The sequence below is a fragment of the Cellulomonas sp. KRMCY2 genome (assembly GCF_000526515.1).
In the GTDB taxonomy this organism is placed as follows: Bacteria; Actinomycetota; Actinomycetes; order Actinomycetales; family Cellulomonadaceae; genus Actinotalea.
The window spans coordinates 1,409,370-1,429,771 of the sequence record NZ_JAGF01000001.1 but is presented as its reverse complement, the minus strand read 5'-3'; the positions used below and the strand labels follow the sequence as shown (position 1 = coordinate 1,429,771).

Annotated in this window: 18 protein-coding genes and 2 tRNA genes; 12 read left to right on the top strand and 8 right to left on the bottom strand. The window is 69.9% G+C overall.

Translation table 11 applies throughout. The features are described from left to right. Positions 1-84: 84 nt before the first annotated feature. From K415_RS0106955 to rpmH, 5 genes are read right to left on the bottom strand one after another with little or no spacing between them, the layout of a single operon-like run. Positions 85-609, bottom strand: coding sequence for a R3H domain-containing nucleic acid-binding protein (locus K415_RS0106955; RefSeq protein WP_024286355.1), 525 nt, complete (start codon positions 607-609; stop codon positions 85-87). A 39-nt stretch (positions 610-648) separates the two neighbouring features. Further along, positions 649-2,217 (bottom strand): membrane protein insertase YidC, encoded by a 1,569-nt coding sequence (gene yidC, locus K415_RS25120; RefSeq protein ID WP_024286354.1) that lies wholly within the window; start codon positions 2,215-2,217, stop codon positions 649-651. After that, on the bottom strand, positions 2,214-2,555 hold the full coding sequence (gene yidD / locus K415_RS0106940) for a membrane protein insertion efficiency factor YidD (RefSeq protein WP_024286353.1): 342 nt from the start codon (positions 2,553-2,555) through the stop codon (positions 2,214-2,216). Before yidD ends, yidC begins: the two co-directional genes overlap by 4 nt. Further along, positions 2,552-2,914 (bottom strand): ribonuclease P protein component, encoded by a 363-nt coding sequence (gene rnpA / locus K415_RS0106935; RefSeq protein WP_024286352.1) that lies wholly within the window; start codon positions 2,912-2,914, stop codon positions 2,552-2,554. The genes yidD and rnpA overlap by 4 nt, the downstream gene beginning before the upstream one ends. Positions 2,915-2,923: 9 nt before the next feature. Then, complete coding sequence (gene rpmH / locus K415_RS23370) at positions 2,924-3,061, bottom strand: 50S ribosomal protein L34 (protein ID WP_081784921.1); 138 nt, start codon at positions 3,059-3,061, stop codon at positions 2,924-2,926. Between the two features lie 470 nt (positions 3,062-3,531). Here rpmH and dnaA point away from each other — a divergent pair, with 470 nt between their 5' ends. The 11 genes from dnaA to K415_RS0106880 all read left to right on the top strand — a co-directional run bounded on the left by dnaA (position 3,532) and on the right by K415_RS0106880 (position 16,219). Beyond that, entirely contained in the window at positions 3,532-5,085 is a 1,554-nt protein-coding gene (gene dnaA / locus K415_RS0106930; RefSeq protein WP_024286351.1) for a chromosomal replication initiator protein DnaA, read from the top strand. 599 nt (positions 5,086-5,684) lie between these two features. Next, on the top strand, positions 5,685-6,815 hold the full coding sequence (dnaN, locus tag K415_RS0106925) for a DNA polymerase III subunit beta (protein ID WP_024286350.1): 1,131 nt from the start codon (positions 5,685-5,687) through the stop codon (positions 6,813-6,815). A gap of 12 nt (positions 6,816-6,827) precedes the next feature. Next, positions 6,828-7,724: a phosphogluconate dehydrogenase (NAD(+)-dependent, decarboxylating) gene (gene gnd, locus K415_RS0106920; RefSeq protein ID WP_024286349.1), complete on the top strand. Its 897-nt coding sequence runs from the start codon at positions 6,828-6,830 to the stop codon at positions 7,722-7,724. 40 nt (positions 7,725-7,764) lie between these two features. After that, positions 7,765-9,063, top strand: coding sequence for a DNA replication/repair protein RecF (gene recF, locus K415_RS0106915; protein ID WP_024286348.1), 1,299 nt, complete (start codon positions 7,765-7,767; stop codon positions 9,061-9,063). Beyond that, positions 9,053-9,784: a DUF721 domain-containing protein gene (locus tag K415_RS24590; RefSeq protein WP_024286347.1), complete on the top strand. Its 732-nt coding sequence runs from the start codon at positions 9,053-9,055 to the stop codon at positions 9,782-9,784. The genes recF and K415_RS24590 overlap by 11 nt, the downstream gene beginning before the upstream one ends. A gap of 404 nt (positions 9,785-10,188) precedes the next feature. Further along, positions 10,189-12,255 (top strand): DNA topoisomerase (ATP-hydrolyzing) subunit B, encoded by a 2,067-nt coding sequence (gyrB, locus tag K415_RS0106905; RefSeq protein WP_024286346.1) that lies wholly within the window; start codon positions 10,189-10,191, stop codon positions 12,253-12,255. Between the two features lie 105 nt (positions 12,256-12,360). Further along, positions 12,361-15,072, top strand: coding sequence for a DNA gyrase subunit A (gene gyrA / locus K415_RS0106900; RefSeq protein ID WP_024286345.1), 2,712 nt, complete (start codon positions 12,361-12,363; stop codon positions 15,070-15,072). A 137-nt stretch (positions 15,073-15,209) separates the two neighbouring features. Then, a complete protein-coding gene (locus K415_RS23360; protein WP_231494842.1) occupies positions 15,210-15,797 on the top strand; it encodes a DUF3566 domain-containing protein in 588 nt (195 codons plus the stop codon). A 62-nt stretch (positions 15,798-15,859) separates the two neighbouring features. After that, positions 15,860-15,933, top strand: a tRNA-Ile gene (locus tag K415_RS0106890). Positions 15,934-15,958: 25 nt separating this feature from the next. After that, on the top strand, positions 15,959-16,078 hold the full coding sequence (locus tag K415_RS24585; protein ID WP_231494841.1) for a DLW-39 family protein: 120 nt from the start codon (positions 15,959-15,961) through the stop codon (positions 16,076-16,078). Between the two features lie 65 nt (positions 16,079-16,143). Continuing rightward, positions 16,144-16,219, top strand: a tRNA-Ala gene (locus K415_RS0106880). Between the two features lie 43 nt (positions 16,220-16,262). Here K415_RS0106880 and K415_RS0106875 read toward each other — a convergent pair. Next, positions 16,263-17,873 (bottom strand): methyl-accepting chemotaxis protein, encoded by a 1,611-nt coding sequence (locus K415_RS0106875; RefSeq protein WP_024286343.1) that lies wholly within the window; start codon positions 17,871-17,873, stop codon positions 16,263-16,265. 204 nt (positions 17,874-18,077) lie between these two features. After that, the gene (locus K415_RS0106870; RefSeq protein ID WP_024286342.1) at positions 18,078-18,461 is read right to left on the bottom strand and encodes a hypothetical protein; all 384 of its coding nucleotides are present in this window, start codon (positions 18,459-18,461) and stop codon (positions 18,078-18,080) included. Positions 18,462-18,499: 38 nt separating this feature from the next. Between K415_RS0106870 and K415_RS0106865 the strand changes: the two genes are divergently transcribed. Further along, positions 18,500-19,360 (top strand): endo-1,4-beta-xylanase, encoded by an 861-nt coding sequence (locus tag K415_RS0106865; protein WP_024286341.1) that lies wholly within the window; start codon positions 18,500-18,502, stop codon positions 19,358-19,360. 91 nt (positions 19,361-19,451) lie between these two features. Here the strand turns inward: K415_RS0106865 and K415_RS0106860 are convergent, their stop codons facing one another. Then, positions 19,452-20,384 carry a hypothetical protein gene (locus K415_RS0106860; RefSeq protein ID WP_024286340.1) on the bottom strand — a complete coding sequence of 311 codons (933 nt, stop codon included), beginning with the start codon at positions 20,382-20,384 and terminating at the stop codon, positions 19,452-19,454. Positions 20,385-20,402: the final 18 nt, after the last annotated feature.

Here is a 20,402-nt window from a genome sequence, read left to right as displayed (position 1 = left end):
ACGTGGAACGTCCGGCGGATCACAGCGTGCCTGTCCGAGGACTCCCACCAATCCAGAGGCGCGGCGCAGTGCCGGGCGCGACCGTCAGGCCGGGTGGATCACCACGTGACGCGACGGCTCGACACCATCGCTGTCGCTGACCAGACCAGCTTCGGCGACGACGTCGTGAACGACCTTGCGCTCGAACGGGTTCATCGCCTCGAGTGAGACCGGCTGCCCGGAGGCGCGAACCTCCGCGATGGCGGCACGTGCAACCTCAGCGAGCTCCGCCTTGCGGCCCGCGCGGAAGCCGGCGATGTCCAGCATGAGCCGGCTCCGCTCACCGGTCTTCGTCTGCACGGCGAGCCGGGTCAGCTCCTGGAGAGCATCCAGGACCTCGCCGTCGTTGCCGACCAGTCGACGCAGGCCCCGCTCCGAGCCGGCCTCGGCAACGATCTCGACCGCTGCGCGACCATGGTCGACGTCGATGTCGATGTCGCCGTCGACGTCGGCGATGTCGAGAAGCTCCTCGAGATAGTCGGCGGCGATCTCGCCCTCCTCCTCCAGGCGACGGGTCGTAACGTCCTCCTCGGGAGCATCCTCCGTGGCAGGTGCAGTCTCTTCAGTCATCGGTTCTCCTCGTGCGCAGGAAGGCGGCAGGGCCGCGGGTCAGTTCTCGGAGGCGCGCGACGCGCCAGTTCCGTCCGCGCCGTGTCCTTCGGTCCCGGAGTCGTCGGACGGGGCGGGAGCAGCAGTGGACTCGCTCGAGGTGGCCGCCGCGGCCGCGCGTCGAGCGGCACTGGTCCCGGTGCCCGGACGCTTGGTGCTGGTGGTCCCTGCGGCGGTCGGCGCGACGCCGCCCGCCTTGGCGATCCGCGCCTTCATCCCGGTGTCGCGCGACGGCGTCGAGGGGACGCCACTCGCATCGGGCTCGACCACGGGCGCGTCTGCACGGGTCCCGCTCGCGGCAGGCTCGGCTCCGGCAGGCTTGGCGCCGGCAGGCTTCACGCCCGCCTTCTTCGGGCCGGCAGCCTTCGAGCCGGCAGCCTTCGTGCCCGCCGTCGTTCCCGGGGCCTTCGCGCCGGCCGATGCGGCACCGGCGGGCTTCACACCCGCCGGCTTGGCGCCGGCCTGCTTCGTCCCAGCTGGCTTCGCGCCAGCAGGCTTCGTCCCCGCAGGCTTCGCGCCCGGAGTCTTCGTTGCGGGCTTCGCACCGGCCGGGTTGGTGGCCGCCGGGTGACCTGTGGTCCCCGCCGCACCGTGCGCTGGCGTCGCCCCGGGAGCTGCGGTGCCCTTGGCCCGTTCCTTGCGCTTGGGCTGCTGCCGCTGACCGTGCACCTTCTCGTCGGTGGCCGGTCGCTCCTCCTCGAGCACGATGCCGCGCGCGGCGGCCTTGCGGGCCCGACGCTCCTTGAGCTGGCGCTCCGCCTCGGAGCCCGGCGTCGGGTTGCGGCGGATCACGTAGAACTGCTGGCCCATGGTCCAGAGGTTGGTCGTCGACCAGTAGATCAGGACACCGATCGGGAAGTTCACGCCGGAGATCGCGAAGACCAACGGAAGGATGTAGAGCAGCATCTTCTGCTGCTGAGCCATCGGACCCTGCAGCGCCGACGCCGGCATGTTCTTCTGCGTCAGCTGGCGCTGCGTCGTGAACGTCGTCAGCGACATCATCACGATCAGTACGACCGTCACGATCTTCACCTGCATGTCCGTCGAGCCCAGGAAGGTCTCGGAGATCGGGGCACCGAAGATCGTCGCCGCGTTGGCCTGCGCGGCAAGCTCCTGCGTCAGCGGGCCGATGCTGTCCCGCGCGCCGCCCTGGTAGGTACCGGCGGCCACGTCACCGAGCGAGTAGAGCACGCGGAACAGGGCGAAGAAGATGGGGGACTGGGCCAGGATCGGCAGACAGGACGAGAACGGGTTCGTCCCGTGCTTGCGGTAGAGCTCCATCGTCTCCCGGCTCATCGCCTCACGCGACGCCGGATCCGTCTTGCCCTTGTACTTCTTCTGGATCACCTGCATCTCGGGGGCCAAGAGCTGCATGCCGCGAGAGGCCTTGATCTGCTTGACGAACAACGGGATCAGCAGGATCCGGATCACGACCACCAGGCCGACGATCGACAGGGCCCAGGTCACACCTGACTCCGACGGCAGCCCCAGGGTCGTCAGCACCGAGTGGAACTGGACCATGAGCCAGGCCACGGCCACCTTCAACGGCCAGAGGATGTTGTCGATCATCGCGTGGAGCTCCTCGTTGGATCAGCGTGCCCGTGCTCGTGGGGGGACTTCTGCGGACCGCGCGCGGGTGGGACGTCGTCGACGCCGCCGGCCGTCCACGGGTGGCAACGACCGAGCCGGCGGATCGCGAGCCAGGTGCCGCGGAGCGCGCCATGGCGCTGGACAGCGACCAGGGCGTACTGCGAACAGCTCGGGTAGTAGCGGCAGGTCGGGCCGGTCAAGGGGGAGATCAGGTGCTGGTAGACCCACAGCAAGCCGATGAGGATGGCCCCGGGTGTGCGCCTGACAAGGCTCAGGGCCTGTGCGGGTGCTCCGGCGATCGTCCCGGTGATGCTCATGTCCGGCTCGCACGGTCGTCGAGCCGACGAACCGCAGCGGTCAGCGCGGACCGGTAGTCCTCGACGAGCTCGAGGTAGCTGGCGCTCGCTGCCGGGGTGAGTGCGCGCACGACCACGTCGGCGCCGCTCGGCAGGGAGTTCATCTGCTCGACCACCACGCCTCGCAACCTCCGTCTGACCCTGTTACGGACCACAGCGCCGCCGACCGCCTTGGCCACGACGAACCCCACGCGTGCGCCGTCCTGCTCCGGCACCGCCCGACAGTGCACGACGAGTGTCGAGCGACCCGCTCGGGTCCCACGACGGATCGTCAGCGCGAAGTCCTCGGACCGGCGCATCCGCAGTGCGGCAGGCAGCACCCGAGAAGGTCAGGCAGACAGCTCTTCGCGACCCTTGCGCCGGCGAGCAGCGAGGATCGCGCGGCCGGCCCGGGTGCGCATGCGCAGCCGGAAGCCATGGGTCTTTGCCCGACGCCGGTTGTTCGGCTGGAAGGTGCGCTTCGTCACTTCAGACTCCACAAGGTTGGTTCAGGTCACCGCCCGGACGGCGGACAGTCGTGCCACTCCCGAGCCCGTGTCCAGGATCGCACCAGGCGCCGGGCTCCACACCAAGACGGTGGGAGCACTCACATGCGCGCGGGCACGCAGACAGGAGCCGTCGAGAACGGCTGTGTCACGGTACGCGGCACAGCCCACAGGGTCAAACGGCCGTGACGGGTGTCGTCCTCGATCCGAACCCTACAGACTGCACCCGAACGGCCGATTCGGGGCAGCGACACACCGAGGACCATATGGGGCAGTCCGCGGCACACCCCGCCGCCGAGACGTGCCATCACTCGACCGAACCAAGGCCCCACCCTGCCCGCCGTGGGCGCACAGCTTGTGGACAACTGTGTGGATCATGGTGCGGCGTGCGAGACTTCGGCACAGATCCATGCCATTCCTCTGCCTTCCGCAAGCACATCAGGAGCCTTCAGGTGTCAGGACAGGATGACCCGATCGCCCAGGTGTGGGACCGAGCGGTCGGCCGCATCGCCACGGATCCGGCGACGAGCGCCCAGCAGCTCGCGTTCATCCGGCTGGCACGTCCCCTCGGCCTCCTCGACGGCACCATCCTGCTCGCCGTCGGCAACGAGTTCACGAAGGACTACCTCGAGTCGCGGGTCCGCAACGAGCTGACGGACGCCCTGTCCGAGGTCCTCGGCCTCGACGCCCGCTTCGCGGTGACGGTCGACCCTGCGCTCGAGCTCGAGGGTGGTCGGGCACCATCCGCGCAGACCGATCGGGCCGACGTCGGACGAGCGAGCAGCGACCGGCCCGACCGGGACCACGATCGCGACCGGGACCGCGACGGCTCTGACCGCGACCGCGGGGACCGGGACCGCTCCGGCTCGCACCTGGGACGGGACGACGACCGACGCGACCGACGCGACCAACCGCCGTACGGCGAGCGCTCACAGGGTCGCAGCCAGCACCAGCGGCAGGCCCCGGTCGAGCCGGCGCGCCTCAACCCGAAGTACCTCTTCGAGACCTTCGTGATCGGCGCATCGAACAGGTTCGCGCACGCCGCGGCCGTCGCTGTGGCCGAGGCACCCGCCAAGGCCTACAACCCGCTGTTCATCTACGGGGACTCCGGTCTGGGCAAGACACACCTGCTGCACGCGATCGGTCACTACGCGTTCTCGCTGTACCCGGGCGTGCGGGTCCGGTACGTGAACTCCGAGGAGTTCACCAACGACTTCATCAACTCGATCGGTGAGGGCAAGGCCGGCGCCTTCCAGCGTCGCTACCGCGAGGTGGACGTCCTGCTCGTCGACGACATCCAGTTCCTGCAGGGCAAGGAACAGACGATGGAGGAGTTCTTCCACACCTTCAACACGCTGCACAACGCCAACAAGCAGGTCGTTATCACGTCCGACCTCCCGCCGAAGCAGCTCAACGGCTTCGAGGACCGGATGCGGTCACGCTTCGAGTGGGGACTGATCACCGACGTCCAGCCACCCGACCTCGAGACCCGGATCGCCATCCTGCGCAAGAAGGCCGGCAACGAGAAGCTGCAGGCGCCGGACGACGTCCTGTCCTACATCGCCTCGAAGATCTCCACAAACATCCGTGAGCTCGAGGGTGCCCTCATCCGGGTGACAGCGTTCGCGAACCTCAACCGGCAGCACGTGGACCTCGCGCTGGCCGAGATCGTCCTCAAGGACCTGATCACCGACGAGGACACCGCGGAGATCACAGCGGCGGCGATCATCGCCCAGACGGCCAACTACTTCGGTCTGACCATCGACGACCTGTGCGGCTCGTCGCGTTCGCGGGTGCTGGTCACCGGCCGTCAGATCGCGATGTACCTGTGCCGTGAGCTCACCGACATGAGCCTGCCCAAGATCGGTCAGCAGTTCGGCGGCCGCGATCACACCACCGTCATGCACGCCAACCGCAAGATCCGTGAGCTCATGGCCGAGCGGCGCTCCATCTACAACCAGGTCACCGAGCTCACCAACCGGATCAAGCAGCAGCACCGCGGCTGAGCCCGGGTCGGAGCGCGCGACGACACCGCCGAGCACCCGGACGCCACCGCGTCCGACACGTTCGGGCGACAAAGACCACCCCAAAAATCACCCATAGGACGACTGTTCACACCTGTGGACATCTCTGTGGACAGCGGTGGACGACACGCATGGACCGTGTGGACAGCAGGCCACCGAAAGGTGGACGACACGTGGACAGGAATCGACCGTCCACTGTCGGTGCCGATCGTGAACAGGACTGTCGAACACCGGGTCCACAGCCCGATCCGCCCAGTGACCTGCGACGACGAGCGATGTACACACTCTCCACAACCCCTATGACGATGACGATCTGTTCTTGTCATCAGGAGATCCACAGCGCCTTCATTGCCCCAGCGACCTCGAGCGATCATGTGAGATCCACCTTCGCCAGAATGACATGTCTGGTGTCCCACCCAGGGTGCTCTCGCGTAGGGTTCACCCAGATCACTGCTCACGCAGGGCACGACGTCGTGCCCTGCGCGTACGGTGCTGAACCACGTCGAGATTCGTCGTCGGTGCAGCGCTCGATGTGGATGTCGGGTGCCAGGTGTCTGAGGAAGCGTGCGAAGGGGAGTCCGATGAGGTTCAGGGTCGACCGTGACGTCCTGGCGGAAGCCGTCACCTGGACCGCGCGCTCCCTGCCGACCAGGCCCCCGGTCCCGGTCCTCGCCGGCGTCCGGCTCGAGGCCGACTCGACAGGTGTCGTCCAGCTCTCGAGCTTCGACTACGAGGTGTCGGCACGGTCCGAGATCGCCGCGGACGTGAGCGAGCCCGGAACGGTCCTGGTCTCCGGGCGCCTGCTCGCCGAGATCTCCCGTGCACTGCCGGGGAAGCCTGTCGACGTCGTCCTGGACGGGACGAAGGTCTCGGTGACGTGTGGCGCCAGCCGCTTCACGCTGCTCACCATGCCGGTCGAGGACTACCCGGCACTGCCCGCGATGCCGGCCGTCGTCGGCACGATCGCCGGGGACGACCTGACCCAGGCCGTTGCCCAGGTGACGATCGCGGCGAGCCGCGACGACACCCTGCCGTTGCTCACCGGTGTGCGGATGGAGATCGAGGGCGATCTGATCACCCTCCTGGCCACCGACCGGTACCGGCTCGCCCTGCGCGAGCTGAGGTGGACCCCGGCGTCCCCCGGCATGTCGTCGGTCGCTCTGGTCAGGGCGCGGACGTTGTCCGATGCTGCCAAGTCGCTCGGTGGGTCCGACCGCGTGACGGTTGCGTTGTCCGCCGGTGGTGGTGTCGACCTGATCGGCTTCGAGGCGGGCGGTCGGCACACGACGTCGCTGCTGGTCGACGGTGACTACCCGGCCGTCCGACGGCTCTTCCCGGAGGAGACGCCGATCCACGCGGTCGTCACCACCCAGGCCCTGACCGATGCCGCCAAGCGTGTCGCGCTCGTCGCTGAGCGCAACACCCCGATCCGACTGTCCTTCACCGAGGGACAGGTCGTGCTCGACGCGGGCCAGGGCGACGATGCCCAGGCATCCGAGGCGCTCGAGGCCACGCTCGACGGCGAGGACATCACCGTCGCGTTCAACCCGCAGTTCCTACTGGACGGGCTGGGTGCCCTGAGCACCGAGTTCGTGCGGTTCTCCTTCACCCACCCGAACAAGCCCGTCGAGTTCACCGGGCAGCGGACCATCGACGGTGACGACGACCGGAGCTACCGGTACCTGTTGGTACCGATCCGCTTCGCCGGCTAGGCACTGGTCGTCATGCACATCGGTCTGGTGGGTCTGGGCAGGATGGGTGCGAACATGCGCCAGCGCCTCCGGGATCGTGGCGTCGAGGTCACCGGGTACGACCGGAACCCTGACGTGAGCGATGTCGACAGCCTCGCGGCACTGGTCGCCGCACTCGAGGCGGGATCACGCGTGATCTGGGTCATGGTGCCGTCCGGTGAGGTCACCAGGGCAGTGGTCGACGAGCTTGCGGGTCTGCTCACCGACGGTGATCTTCTGGTCGAGGGCGGCAACTCGCACTACACCGACGACATCGCGCACGCCGCGGCGCTCGCACCCCTCGGCATCGGCTACGTCGACGTCGGCGTCTCGGGCGGTGTGTGGGGTCTGACCAACGGCTACGGCCTGATGGCCGGCGGATCGGCGGCGGACGTCGAGCGACTGATGCCGGTGTTCGACGCGCTGCGTCCGGACGGGCCCCGGGCCACCGCCTTCGTCCATGCCGGCTCGGTCGGTGCGGGCCACTACGCGAAGATGGTGCACAACGGCATCGAGTACGGGCTGATGCAGGCCTATGCCGAGGGCTACGAGCTGCTCGAGGCCCAAGCAATCGTGACCGACGTGACGGGGACTCTCAAAGCGTGGACGCAGGGGACCGTCGTCCGTTCATGGCTCCTGGACCTCCTGGTCGCAGCCCTCGAGGCAGACCCGGAGCTCGCGGCCATCGACGACTGGGTCGACGACTCCGGTGAGGGTCGGTGGACCGTCGACGAGGCGATCGACCAGGCGGTGCCGCTGCCGGTCATCTCCGCGGCTCTGTTCGCGCGGTTCGCCTCCCGACAAGGCGCGTCCCCCGCGATGAAGGCGGTCGCCGCACTACGTCAGCAGTTCGGTGGGCACGCGGTACGCCCCGCCTCACCGGCCCCGTGAGCGTCGGGCCTCGACGCACCGCCCCGGCAGGTGCCTGACCGTGCATGTCAGCCAGCTCTCCCTGACCGACTTCCGCTCCTACGAGCAGGTCGACCTGACCCTCGAGCCGGGGGTCAGCGCGCTCGTCGGACCCAACGGCCAGGGCAAGACCAACCTCGTCGAGGCGATCGGCTACGCCGCGACGCTCGGCAGCCACCGCGTCGCGACCGACGCCGCCCTCGTCCGGGCCGGAGCGGCGCGCGCCGTGGTGCGGGTCCGGGCCGTGCGCGGTGACCGGCAGAGCCTGGTCGAGCTCGAGATCAACCCGGGTCGCGCCAACCGCGCCCAGATCAACCGGGCACCGGCACGACGTGCTCGCGACGTGCTCGGCATCGTGCGCACCGTGCTGTTCGCACCAGAGGACCTTGCCCTGGTCAAGGGTGACCCCGACGGTCGTCGTCGCTTCCTCGACGAGCTCGCGGTGCAGGTGTGGCCGCGGATGGCCGGCGTGCTGAGCGACTACGACCGGGTGCTGCGGCAGCGCAGCGCGCTGCTCAAGACCGCCGGCTCGGCCCGGCGAGGTGCCCACGCACGCGCGCGCAGTGCCGGCGGTTCGACGACCGACCTCGGCGACGGCACGGACCTGCGGACCCTCGACGTCTGGGACACCAAGCTCGCCCAGGTCGGGGCGCAGGTCCTCGCGATGCGGGTCAGCCTCGTCGAGCAGCTGCGACCGCACGTCGCTGCGGCGTACGAGCAGGTCAGCGACGGGCAGGGCGCGGCTGTCGTCGGCTACCGGTCCTCGCTGCTCGCCAGTGCGGCCGAGCAGGACGGTCCGCTGCACGGATCGGCGCCCGGGTCCGGTCCGCGGACGCCGCCGGTGGGTCCGGTGCCGCATCTCGGAGCCGGGCACGACCTGCTCGAGGCCCAGCTCCTCGAGGCGATGTCACGCCTGCGCGGCCAGGAGATCGACCGGGGTGTGAGCCTCGTCGGGCCGCACCGCGACGACCTGCTGCTCGGTCTCGGTGCCCTGCCGGCCAAGGGCTACGCGAGTCACGGTGAGTCGTGGTCGTTCGCCCTCGCGCTCCGTCTGGCCTGCTACCAGCTGCTCACGCACGGCACGCCGGACGATGACGTGACCGGCGCGGGGTTCGCGGACTGGGGTGAGGGTGCCGAGCCGGTGCTGATCCTCGACGACGTCTTCGCCGAGCTCGACGTCCGGCGGCGTGACCGCCTCGCGGCGCTGGTGGCCGGCGCCGAGCAGGTCCTGGTGACGGCGGCGGTGGCCGAGGACGTGCCGGAACAGCTCGAGGGGGCAAGGATCGACGTCATGGGTGGGCAGGTGCAGCGTGTCCGGTGAACGGCGGGGCGTCCGCGGCACCGGCGACGGCCTGGAGCGTGACGTCACCGGCAGCACCGGCAGCACCGCCGCCTCGGACGCCCACACCGACACCGCCCACACCGACACCGCCCACACCGACACCGCCCACACCGACACCGCCCACACCGACACCGCCGAGACCGACGGCCGTCCCCCGGCCGGCACGGACCCGCTGCGTCCGGTCGCCGAGAGCCTCGCCCTGACCCCCGCGGCAGAGGTCGGTCGGGCGGCACTGAACCGGGCCAAGGCGGCTGCCGTGGCGCGCGGGATGAGGCCGGGCACCCCCAGCCGGCGCCTGGGCGCACTGCCGCCCACCGAGCACAGGTCGGGCCCCGGCCGTGACGGTCGCGACCCGGCGCTGATCGGCGACACCCTCGCCCGGCTGGCGACCGAGCGCGGCTGGTCGACCGAGCTGTCCGTCGGCGGTGTGATCGGGCGGTGGCGTGCGGTCGTCGGCGACCAGGTGGCGGACCACTGCACACCGGAGACCTTCGAGGACGGCCTGCTCATGGTGCGCACCGACTCGAGCGCCTGGGCGGCGAACCTGCGCCTGGTGGTGCCCCAGCTCCTCGTGCGACTCATGGAGGAGGTCGGGCCGGACGTCGTCCGTGAGGTCAAGGTGCTCGGACCGACCGGGCCGGGCTGGGTCAAGGGCCCGCGTCGGGTCGCCGGTCGCGGTCCGCGGGACACGTACGGATGAGCGCGCGGATGAGCGCACGGATGAGCGCACGGACGGGTGCTCGGACGGGTGCTCGGACGGGTGCTCGGGCCGGCGTCGTGCTCGGACCGTCACCCGCACCCGAGAACGGCTACCAGAGGCGCTGACCCACGGGCCGTGACCACCGGTTCACGCCCCGGCTTCTCTGACGCGTCAAACCTGTGCAGGAGCCGTCCTGAGGCCTGTCACAAGGTAGACTGAGGCCTGTCATTCCCGGTGCTCGGACGAGTCGCCTGGGCCGACCGCCCGCCGCAGGTCACCAGCCTCGGTACGACGGTCCGGCACCTGCGGTCTCCATGCCTGCGCCAGGAACACCTGTGCACGGCCCCGGACCCGCCCTCGGGTCCACCGGCGTGCGCGCGCACCCGTGAGGAGCACCTCTGCCCGTGGCCGACACGAGTCCCACCACTTCCCAGCCCGCCACCGGCAGCACCTACGACGCCAGCGCCATCACCGTCCTCGAAGGGCTCGAGGCCGTGCGCAAGCGGCCGGGCATGTACATCGGCTCGACCGGACCACGCGGGCTGCACCACCTGGTCTACGAGGTCGTGGACAACTCGGTCGACGAGGCGCTCGCCGGCTACTGCAGCCACATCGACGTCACCCTCCAGGCGGACGGCGGCGTCCGGGTCGTCGACGACGGTCGCGGCATCCCGGTCGGTATCGTCGCGAGCGAGGGCCGGCCCGCAGTCGAGGTCGTCCTGACCGTGCTGCACGCAGGCGGCAAGTTCGGTGGCAGCGGCTATGCCGTCTCCGGCGGGTTGCACGGCGTGGGTGTCTCCGTCGTCAACGCACTGTCCAGCCGGCTCGACGTCGAGGTCCAGCGGCATGGACACGTCTGGCGGCAGTCGTACGCCGACGGGGTGCCGCAGGGGCCGTTGTCCGAGGACGAGGTGTCGGACCTGACCGGCACGACGATCACCTACTGGCCCAGCGACGTGGTGTTCGAGACGACGGACCACGACTTCGAGACCTTGCGCTCACGCTTCCAGCAGATGGCGTTCCTCAACAGGGGCCTGGCGATCAGCCTGACCGACGAGCGCCCGCAGCACACCGGCACCGAGGACGAGATCACCACCGCGGTCCCGGTCGAGGGTGCCAAGGTCACCGACGAGGTCACCGGCACGACGTCGGCGTCGGGGACCTCCGCACGGTCGGTCACCTTCCGCTACGAGGGCGGCCTGGTCGACTACGTCAAGCACCTCAACAGCGCCAAGAAGGTCGAGGTCGTCCACCCCGAGATCATCGACTTCGAGTCGGAGGACGTCGAGCGGCGGATCTCGGTGGAGATCGCCCTGCAGTGGACCAACGGCTACTCGGAGTCCGTGCACACCTACGCCAACACCATCTCGACGACCGAGGGCGGCACGCACGAGGAGGGCTTCCGGGCGGCGATGACCTCGCTGGTCAACCGCTACGCGCGGGAGAAGGGCATCCTCAAGGAGAAGGACGAGAACCTCACGGGTGACGACATCCGCGAGGGCCTGACCGCCGTCATCTCGATCAAGCTCGGTGAGCCGCAGTTCGAGGGCCAGACGAAGACCAAGCTCGGCAACACGGAGGCCAAGACCTTCGTGCAGAAGGTGGTCAACGAGCAGCTCGGCGACTGGCTCGGGTCGCACCCGGTCGAGGCCCGGGACATCATCCGCAAGTCGCTCCAGGCGGCGGCTGCGCGGATGGCTGCGCGCAAGGCGCGCGAGGCGACCCGCCGCAAGGGTCTGCTCGAGTCCGGCGGCATGCCGGGCAAGCTGCGGGACTGCCAGTCCAACAACCCCGCCGAGTGCGAGGTCTTCATCGTCGAGGGCGACTCGGCCGGCGGCTCGGCGGTGCGCGGACGCAACCCGCGGACCCAGGCGATCCTGCCGATCCGGGGCAAGATCCTCAACGTCGAGCGGGCCCGTCTCGATCGCGCGCTGGGCAACATGGAGGTCCAGGCGCTGATCACGGCCTTCGGCACGGGCATCGGCGAGGACTTCGACATCCTCAAGCTGCGCTACCACAAGATCGTGCTGATGGCCGACGCCGACGTCGACGGCCAGCACATCTGCACGTTGTTGCTGACCCTGCTCTTCCGGTACATGCGGCCGCTGATCGAGGGTGGCTACGTCTACCTCGCCCAGCCGCCGCTGTACCGGCTCAAGTGGTCCAACGCCCCGCACGACTACGTGTACTCCGACCGTGAGCGCGACGCGTTCCTCGCCGAGGGGCTCGCCACCGGCAAACGGATCCCCAAGGAGAACGCGATCCAGCGCTACAAGGGTCTCGGCGAGATGGACTACTCAGAGCTGTGGGAGACCACGATGGACCCGGACCAGCGCACGCTGCTGCAGGTCACGCTCGACGACGCGGCGGCGGCCGACGAGATCTTCGCGGTGCTGATGGGCGAGGACGTCGAGTCCCGACGCTCGTTCATCCAGCGCAATGCCAAGGATGTGAGGTTCCTGGACATCTGAGCGGCCGGCACCGCGGGCCGCCGTAGGGCGGTCGGCGGCAGCCGGACCACGACGACCAGGACCAGGTACCCGCGACGCAGTCGCGACCACGAGACGAGGTAGACGGTGACCGACCAGACTCCCCCCGACGGCGACCTGCCCGAGGTGACCCCCGAGACCGACGGCGGGATCATCACGGACCGGGTCACCCCGGTGGACCTGCAGCTCGAGATGCAGCGGTCCTACCTGGACTACGCGATGAGCGTCATCGTGGGTCGTGCGCTGCCGGACGTGCGGGACGGCCTCAAGCCGGTGCACCGTCGCGTGATCTACGCGATGTACGACGGCGGCTACCGCCCCGACCGCCAGTTCTCCAAGTGCAGCCGCGTCGTCGGCGACGTCATGGGCAAGTACCACCCGCACGGTGACACCGCGATCTACGACGCGATGGTCCGGCTCGTCCAGGACTGGTCGCTGCGGTACCCGCTGATCGCCGGCCAGGGCAACTTCGGCTCACCGGGCAACGACCCGGCCGCTGCCCCCCGGTACACCGAGTGCAAGATGGCGCACATCGCGATGGAGATGGTGCGCGACATCGACGAGGGGACCGTCGACTTCCGCGACAACTACGACGGCCGAACGCAGGAGCCGACCGTTCTGCCGGCCCGGTTCCCGAACCTGCTGGTCAACGGCAGCGCCGGCATCGCCGTCGGCATGGCGACCAACATCCCGCCGCACAACCTGCGTGAGGTCGCGGCGGGCGTGAAGTGGCACCTGGACAACCCCGAGGCGAGCAAGGAGGAGCTGCTCGAGGCACTCATCGAGCGCATCCCCGGCCCGGACTTCCCGACCGGTGCCACGATCCTCGGTCGTCGCGGGATCGATGAGGCGTACCGCACCGGTCGCGGCTCGATCACGATGCGGGCGGTCGTCACGGTCGAGGAGATCCACAACCGGATCTGCCTGGTCGTGACCGAGCTGCCGTACCAGGTCAACCCGGACACCCTCGCGAGCAAGATCGCCGACCTGGTCAAGGAGGGCCGGATCCAGGGCATCGCCGACATGCGTGACGAGACGTCCGGCCGCACCGGCCAGCGCCTGGTCATCGTGCTCAAGCGCGACGCGGTGGCGAAGGTCGTGCTGAACAACCTCTACAAGCACACCCAGCTCCAGGACAACTTCGGGGCGAACATGCTCGCCCTGGTCGACGACGTGCCGCGCACGTTGAGCATCGACGCCTTCGTGCGGCACTGGGTCACCCACCAGCTCGACGTCATCGTGCGCCGCACCACCTATCGGCTGCGGCAGGCGCAGGAGCGCGCGCACATCCTGCGCGGGTACCTCAAGGCGCTCGACGCCCTGGACGAGGTCATCGCGCTGATCCGCGCGTCAGCCACCGTCGAGGAGGCGCGCGACGGCCTGATGGAGCTGCTCGACGTCGACGAGATCCAGGCGCGGGCGATCCTCAACCTGCAGCTGCGCCAGCTGGCCGCCCTCGAGCGGAAGAAGATCATCGACGAGTACGACGGCCTGATGATCAAGATCACCGACTACGAGGCGATCCTGGCGAGCCCGCAGCGCCAGCGCGACATCGTGGGCTCCGAGCTCGACGAGATCGTTGCGAAGTACGGCGACGAGCGTCGCACGACGATCCTGCCGTACGACGGCGAGGTCTCCATGGAGGACCTCATCGCCGAGGAGGAGGTCGTCGTGACGATCACCCGCGGCGGCTACGCCAAGCGCACCCGCAGCGACCTGTACCGCGTGCAGAAGCGTGGCGGCAAGGGCGTGCGTGGCGCCCAGCTGCGCGCCGACGACGTCGTCGAGCACTTCGGTGTGACGACGACGCACCACTGGCTGCTGTTCTTCACGAACCTCGGCCGGGTGTACCGGGCCAAGGCCTACGAGCTGCCGGAGGGCGGGCGGGACTCCAAGGGCCAGCACGTGGCCAACCTGCTGGCGTTCCAGCCGGGCGAGCAGATCGCCAAGGTGCTCGACCTGCGCAACTACGAGGTCGGCGAGTACCTGGTCCTTGCGACCCGGCGTGGGCTGGTCAAGAAGACCCGGCTCTCCGAGTACGACTCGAACCGCTCGGGTGGCCTGATCGCGATCAACCTGCGCGAGGACGAGGAGGGTCGGCCGGACGAGCTGGTCTCCGCTGCGCTGGTCGACGAGGACTCCGAGCTGCTGCTGGTCTCCCGCAAGGGGCAGGCCGTGCGGTTCCAGGCCTCGGCCGACCAGCTGCGTGCGATGGGCCGAGCGACGTCCGGGGTCACCGGGATGCGGTTCCGCGACGACGACGAGCTGCTCGCGATGGATGTGATCACCGACGAGTCCTACCTGGTCACCGTGACCGACGGTGGCACGGCGAAGCGCTCCGACATGCACCGCGTCAACACCGACGGGAACCTCGACTACCGGCGGACCAAGCGCGGGGGCCTCGGCGTCCGCGCGGCACGACTGCCCGACGACCGCGGCAGCCTCGTCGGTGCGCTGATGGCCGACGAGGCCGACGAGGTGCTGGTCGTGATGGAGCGTGGCAAGGTTGTCCGGTCACTGGTCGGCGAGATCCCCGTGCACGGGCGGGACGCGACAGGTGTGATCCTCGCCAAGCCGGACGCCGGCGACCGGATCCTCGCTGTCGCACGCAACGTGGAACGTCACCTGCACGAGGATGCGGCTACCGTTGACGAGGACGAGCCGGACCTGAGCGACGACGGCTCCGGGTCGGACGCCACGGACGCCGTGCCGGACGACGCAGTGCCTGATGATGCAGTGACCGATGATGCAGTGCCTGACGATGCCGCGACGACGGCGCCGAGTGAGGGAGACCGATGAGCACCGACGGGACCAAGCCGCCGACCATCGCGCCGAGGAAGCCGCTCCCCTCTGGCAGCTCGGGACCGCGCCCGGCGTCCACCGAGACCCGCCCGGTGACCGGGCCGTTGAGTGGGGACGCTGCACCGTCGGCCACCATGTCCGGTGAGTCCGGCGAGTCCGAGGACACCTCGGGTGGCATGTCGTCGGTGGCGGCCCGGATCAAGAAGGCAGCTCAGGGCGCCGTCGACGCGACCCGCAGTGCGCTCCCGACCCGCGCGGACGAGGACGCCGTCCGGGGCGACGTGTCCCAGGCGTCGACCAGGTCGTCCGGGACGAGCCCGCGGACCAAGCCGGCCGGCTCGGCCGCACCGTCGTCGAGCGGGCCGCGTCGGGTCCGCCTCGCCGTCGCGCGGATCGACCCGTGGTCGGTCATGAAGCTCTCGTTCCTGCTGTCCGTCGCGGTCGGGATCATGATCGTCGTCGCCACCTCGGTGATCTGGTACACCCTGGACAGCATGGCCGTGTTCACCTCGGTCAACGACACGATCGCCGTGATCGCGAACGACCCGGCCTTCTTCAACCTGCTCGACTACGTCGCCTTCGACCGCGTGATCTCGCTCGCGACCATGATCGCTGTGGTCGACATCGTGCTGCTCACCGCCCTGGCCACGATCGGCGCGTTCCTCTACAACATCGTGGCCGCACTGGTCGGTGGCGTGCACCTGACCATGACCGACGACTGAGTTGGGTCTCGCACCGGCGCTGGGGTAGTCTCGTGCGGCGCCTGGAACACCACAGGCGTTCCGGGCCTATAGCTCAGACGGTTAGAGCGCTTCCCTGATAAGGAAGAGGTCAGAGGTTCAAGTCCTCTTAGGCCCACTCCTGACGCATCACCGGAGGACGGATGAAGAAGCTCCTCGTCGCACTGCTCGCAGCGGCGGCCGGCTACGTCATCTGGCGCACGTACGCGGAGGACCGCGACGAGCGCGACCTCTGGACCGAGGTCACCGACGAGATCGACTGATCTCGACCGGAGGAGGCCCGCGGCGTGCTGCGTCCGGGTCGCCGCCCGCTTGGCGCGGGGACAGCGGGGCCATGGCGCAATTGGTAGCGCACCTGCTTTGCAAGCAGGGGGTTAGGGGTTCGAGTCCCCTTGGCTCCACCACGCAGGAGTCCGGTCACGGCTCCGGGCCCACCGGGCTCTGAGCTCAGGCCTTGAACTGGTCGACCAGCCCACTGACGTGGTGGCTCATGGCAGACAGCTCCGCCGCGGCCCGCTGGATCTCGGCCACGCCACCGTTGGTGTTCTGCGCGGCGCCGGTGATGTGAGCGATGTTGGCGGCGATCTCGGAGCTGTTCTGGGAGGCCTCGCCGATGTTGCGGCTCATCTCGTTGGTGGTGGCGGTCTGCTCCTCCACCGCCGCGGCGATCGTCGTCTGGTAGTCGCCCAGGCGGGTGGTGATCGCCACGATGGCGTCGATCGCCTCGACCGCCGCCGACGTGTCGTCCTGGATGCTCTGCACCCGGGCGGTGATGCCCTCGGTCGAGCGCGCGGTCTCCTGCGCCAGCTCCTTGACCTCACCGGCGACCACCGCGAAGCCCCGGCCGGCCTCACCCGCTCGAGCTGCCTCGATCGTGGCGTTGAGGGCCAGCAGGTTCGTCTGCGACGCGATCGAGCTGATGACCTGGACGACATCCCCGATCTCGCGGCTCGACTGGCCGAGCTTGCCGATCAGGGCGCTGATCGCCCTCGCCGCCACGATCGTCTCGTCGCCGATGCGGGCGGCCTCGCTGGCGTTGGTGGCGATCTCGCGGATGGAGGCCGACATCTGCTCGGCGCCCGCCGCGACCGTCTGGACGTTGCGGGAGACCTCGTCCGCGGCGCCGCCGACGGCGACGGACTGGCTGGACGTCTCCTCGGACGTGGCCAGGATCTGAGCCGAGACGGCGGTCAGCTCCTCGCTGGCTGCCGCGACGGTGGTGGCCGATCCGGCGATGCCACGGATCGTGTCGGCGATCTTCTCGACGAACGTGTTGAAGGACCCGCTCACAGCGGTGAACTCGTCCCGGCCGGTCGTGTCCAGGCGCTGGGTCAGGTCGCCCTCGCCGTCGGCGATGTCGGCCAGCCGTACCCGCAGCGTGGTCAGCGGCTGGGTGATCGACCGCGTCAGCAGGGCTGCCAGCACGATCGATGCGATCAGGGCGAACGCACCCAGTGCCGTGGCGGTGGTCCGGGTGTTTGCGGCAGAGGAGCGCGCGTCCTGGGTGGTGACCTCCGCGTCGGTCTGCACCATGCCGACGAGGGTGTCGACGTCGGCGCTGATGGCCTGGAAGAGCTCGATCTCCTGCCCGAGGACGAGCGCGTTCGCAGCCTCGACGGCGACGGGCGTCGCATCGCGATAGTCCGCGATGATCTCCTGGTCGATGGTCATGAACTCGTCGAACGTCGCACGCACGGAGTCCACGAGGCCGACCTCGTCGGCTGACAGCTGCGTTCCGGCCAAGGCATCGAGCTCCGCGACGAAGCTCCCCGCGGAGGCGAGGAACGCTGCCCGCGACGGAGCGGTGTCCTCGGTCGCCCCGTCACCACCGAGAGCGACGTCGAGCGCATAGGCGGTCTGCCAGCCGTTGAAGTCGGCGCTGCGGAACTTCACCTGCTGTGCTGCGTCGACCCGGTGGAGCGCCAACGAGAGGTCGTCGGCGGTGGCCCTGGTCTGTCCGGCCGACGACAGGGCGACGACCCAGATCGCCACCACGCAGAGCGCCACGGCGAGAAACCCGGCGGTCAGCCGGGTGGAGACGCGGACGAGACGCAACATGGGAACTCCGATGACCTGGCGCGGCAGCCCGGCGAGACGTGCTCTCCGTAGGGCCGTTCTCGACCTGCTCATCGGCACGCAGACCGCCTCGGTGAGTGGCTGCGCCACGACTTCACCCACCAGGTCTGCTGCGGGTCAGACCCGGGGTCTACCGCTCCGGGCCGGTGTGACGCCGCCGGACGGGTCTGCGCCGCGCGGCCGGCGTCAGCCGAACCAGTGGGTCAGGGCCAGGCTGCCGAGGTTCTGGATGACTGCCACGGCGCCGAGGACGCCGCCCACCAGGGCTGGGACCACACCGTTCTCCGCGCCGAGCCGCCGGGCGCGCAGGCCGAACCAGACGGCCGGGGCAGCGGGAGCGATGAGGACGAGCAGCGCCGGGATGCCTGCGCGCAGCGCGACCCCGACGCGGACGTCCGATCCTGACGCGTAGCCCTGGACGGTGATCAGCCAGTCACCGAGGACCATGGCGGCGACGAACGAGACGACGAAGAACCCGACCGAGATCCACGCCGCGCGCAGCGCGCGGTGGGCGGCGCCGGCCGGGGGTGCCGCCAGATGGGCGTGCGGATGGGTGTGGGGGACGGCCATGAGACGCCTCCTGTGTCCACCTCCATGATCTCGCTGTCGTGACCGGGCCGGAAGTACCCGGAGCTGCCGGTGTCGCGCAGCCGGTGCGCGGTCGCCCCGACACCGAGCGGCTCCGCCGGACCGCCCGGTGGTTCGTCGACCGTGGCGTCGTCGTCAAGGGGCATCCGCTGGTCTGGCACACGCTCACGGCGCCATGGCTGCTGGGCCTGCCGACGGCGGAGGTCGAGCAGGTCCAGCGCGCACGCATCCGGCGGGACGTGGCCGACCTCGCCGGGCTGATCGACATGTGGGACGCGATCAACGAGGTCGTGATCATGCCCGTCTTCGACCGGGAGGACAACGGCATCAGGCGCCTGTGCCGCGAGCTCGGCCGGATCCCCACGGTCCGGCTGGCCTTCGACGAGGCGCGCGTGACCAACCCGAGCGCGACGCTGCTGCTCAACGACTTCGACATGTCGACGGCCTACGAGTGCCTGATCGGCCACCTCATGCGGGCCGAGCTCGAGGGCCTCAACGACTACCGGATACCGGACTGGCCGTCGACGCCCGACGGTGAGGCCCGCCAGGCCGACGAGGTCGTCCGGCACTACACGACCCTCGTCTCACACCCTGCGGTCCAGGCGATCACGTACTGGGGCCTGTCGGACGACGGCGCGTGGCTCGGCGCGCCGGGCGGGCTCGTCCGGAAGGACGGGACCCCCAAGCCCTCCTACGACGCGCTGCGCGGGCTGATCAAGGGCGCGTGGTGGCTCGAACCGACCCGCCTGGTCACCGACGCGGCCGGGCGCCTCCAGGTCAGCGGCTTCCTCGGCGACTACGAGCTCTCGGCCGCCGCTGGCTCGACGACGCTCGGTCTGCGGACGCCAGGACCGGGCAGCGCACAGGCTCGCCTCGGCTGACCGGCCAGGACGCACAGAACCCCGTGAGCACCGGACGCTCACGGGGTTCTGCTGTCTCGTCGACCCAGGCTCGGTGGACCGGGTCAGAGGTTCACTCGGATGGCGGCTCGGGGGTCGGCAGGGTCAGGGTCTCGTCCTCGGATCCGGCTGCCGCGTCCGACGTCGACGTGCGACGGCGCGGAGCGGCCTTCTTGGTCGCCTCGCGGGCCCGCTCGGCAGCCTTCTCGGTGGCCCCGCGGGCCTTCTCGGTCGCCTCGCGGGCCCGCTCCGCTGCCTTCTCGGTGGCCTCGCGGGCCTTCTCGGTCGCCTCGCGCGTCTTGGCGACCGCCTCGCCTGCGACCTCGCCCACCACCTCGGCAGCATCGCCCAGCTCGTGACGCACGTCGGAGACGACGTCACCGAGCTCGTCCCGGGCCTCGGCGGCACGGCCCTTGAGGGTGTGCTCGTGCTCCATCGGCTCCCAGGGCTGCTCGGCCCACGGGTCCGTCGTCGGGCGGCTCGCGCGCCACGCGGCGAAGGCGGCGCCGACCGCAGCGATGCCGGCGAACAGCCAGAAGACCTTGGCGCCGGTGTGCGACTTCTTCGGCTCGGGGACCTCGATGTGCGCGAGCTCGGTCAGCCTGGCTGCCGTAGCGTCCCGTGCCTTGTCCGCACCTGCGGCCGCTGCGGCTGCTGCGGCCGCGACGGCGGCGACGAACTTGGGCAGGACCTCGTCGACCAGACGGTCGTGCGCCGCGTCGACCAGCGGCACGGCGCGCTCGGCGGCCTGCTCGACCCTCGGCGCGGCGGCCTTGGCGCTGTCACGCAGGGCCCGCTCGACCCGTGGTCCTGCCCAGTCGACGGCGTGCTCCACGCGGGGAGCCGCCCACTCCTTGGCGTGGCCGGCTGCCATCTTCGCGTGCTCGGCCAGCTGCGCAGCGGTCTGGCCGGCGTGCGCGGAGGCACCGGCCATGGCCTCCTGGGCCTGGCTCTTGAGACGATCGGCGTCGACGGTCGAGCTCGAGCAGCGGAACAGGTCGAACATCTTCGACTCCCCTTGTCG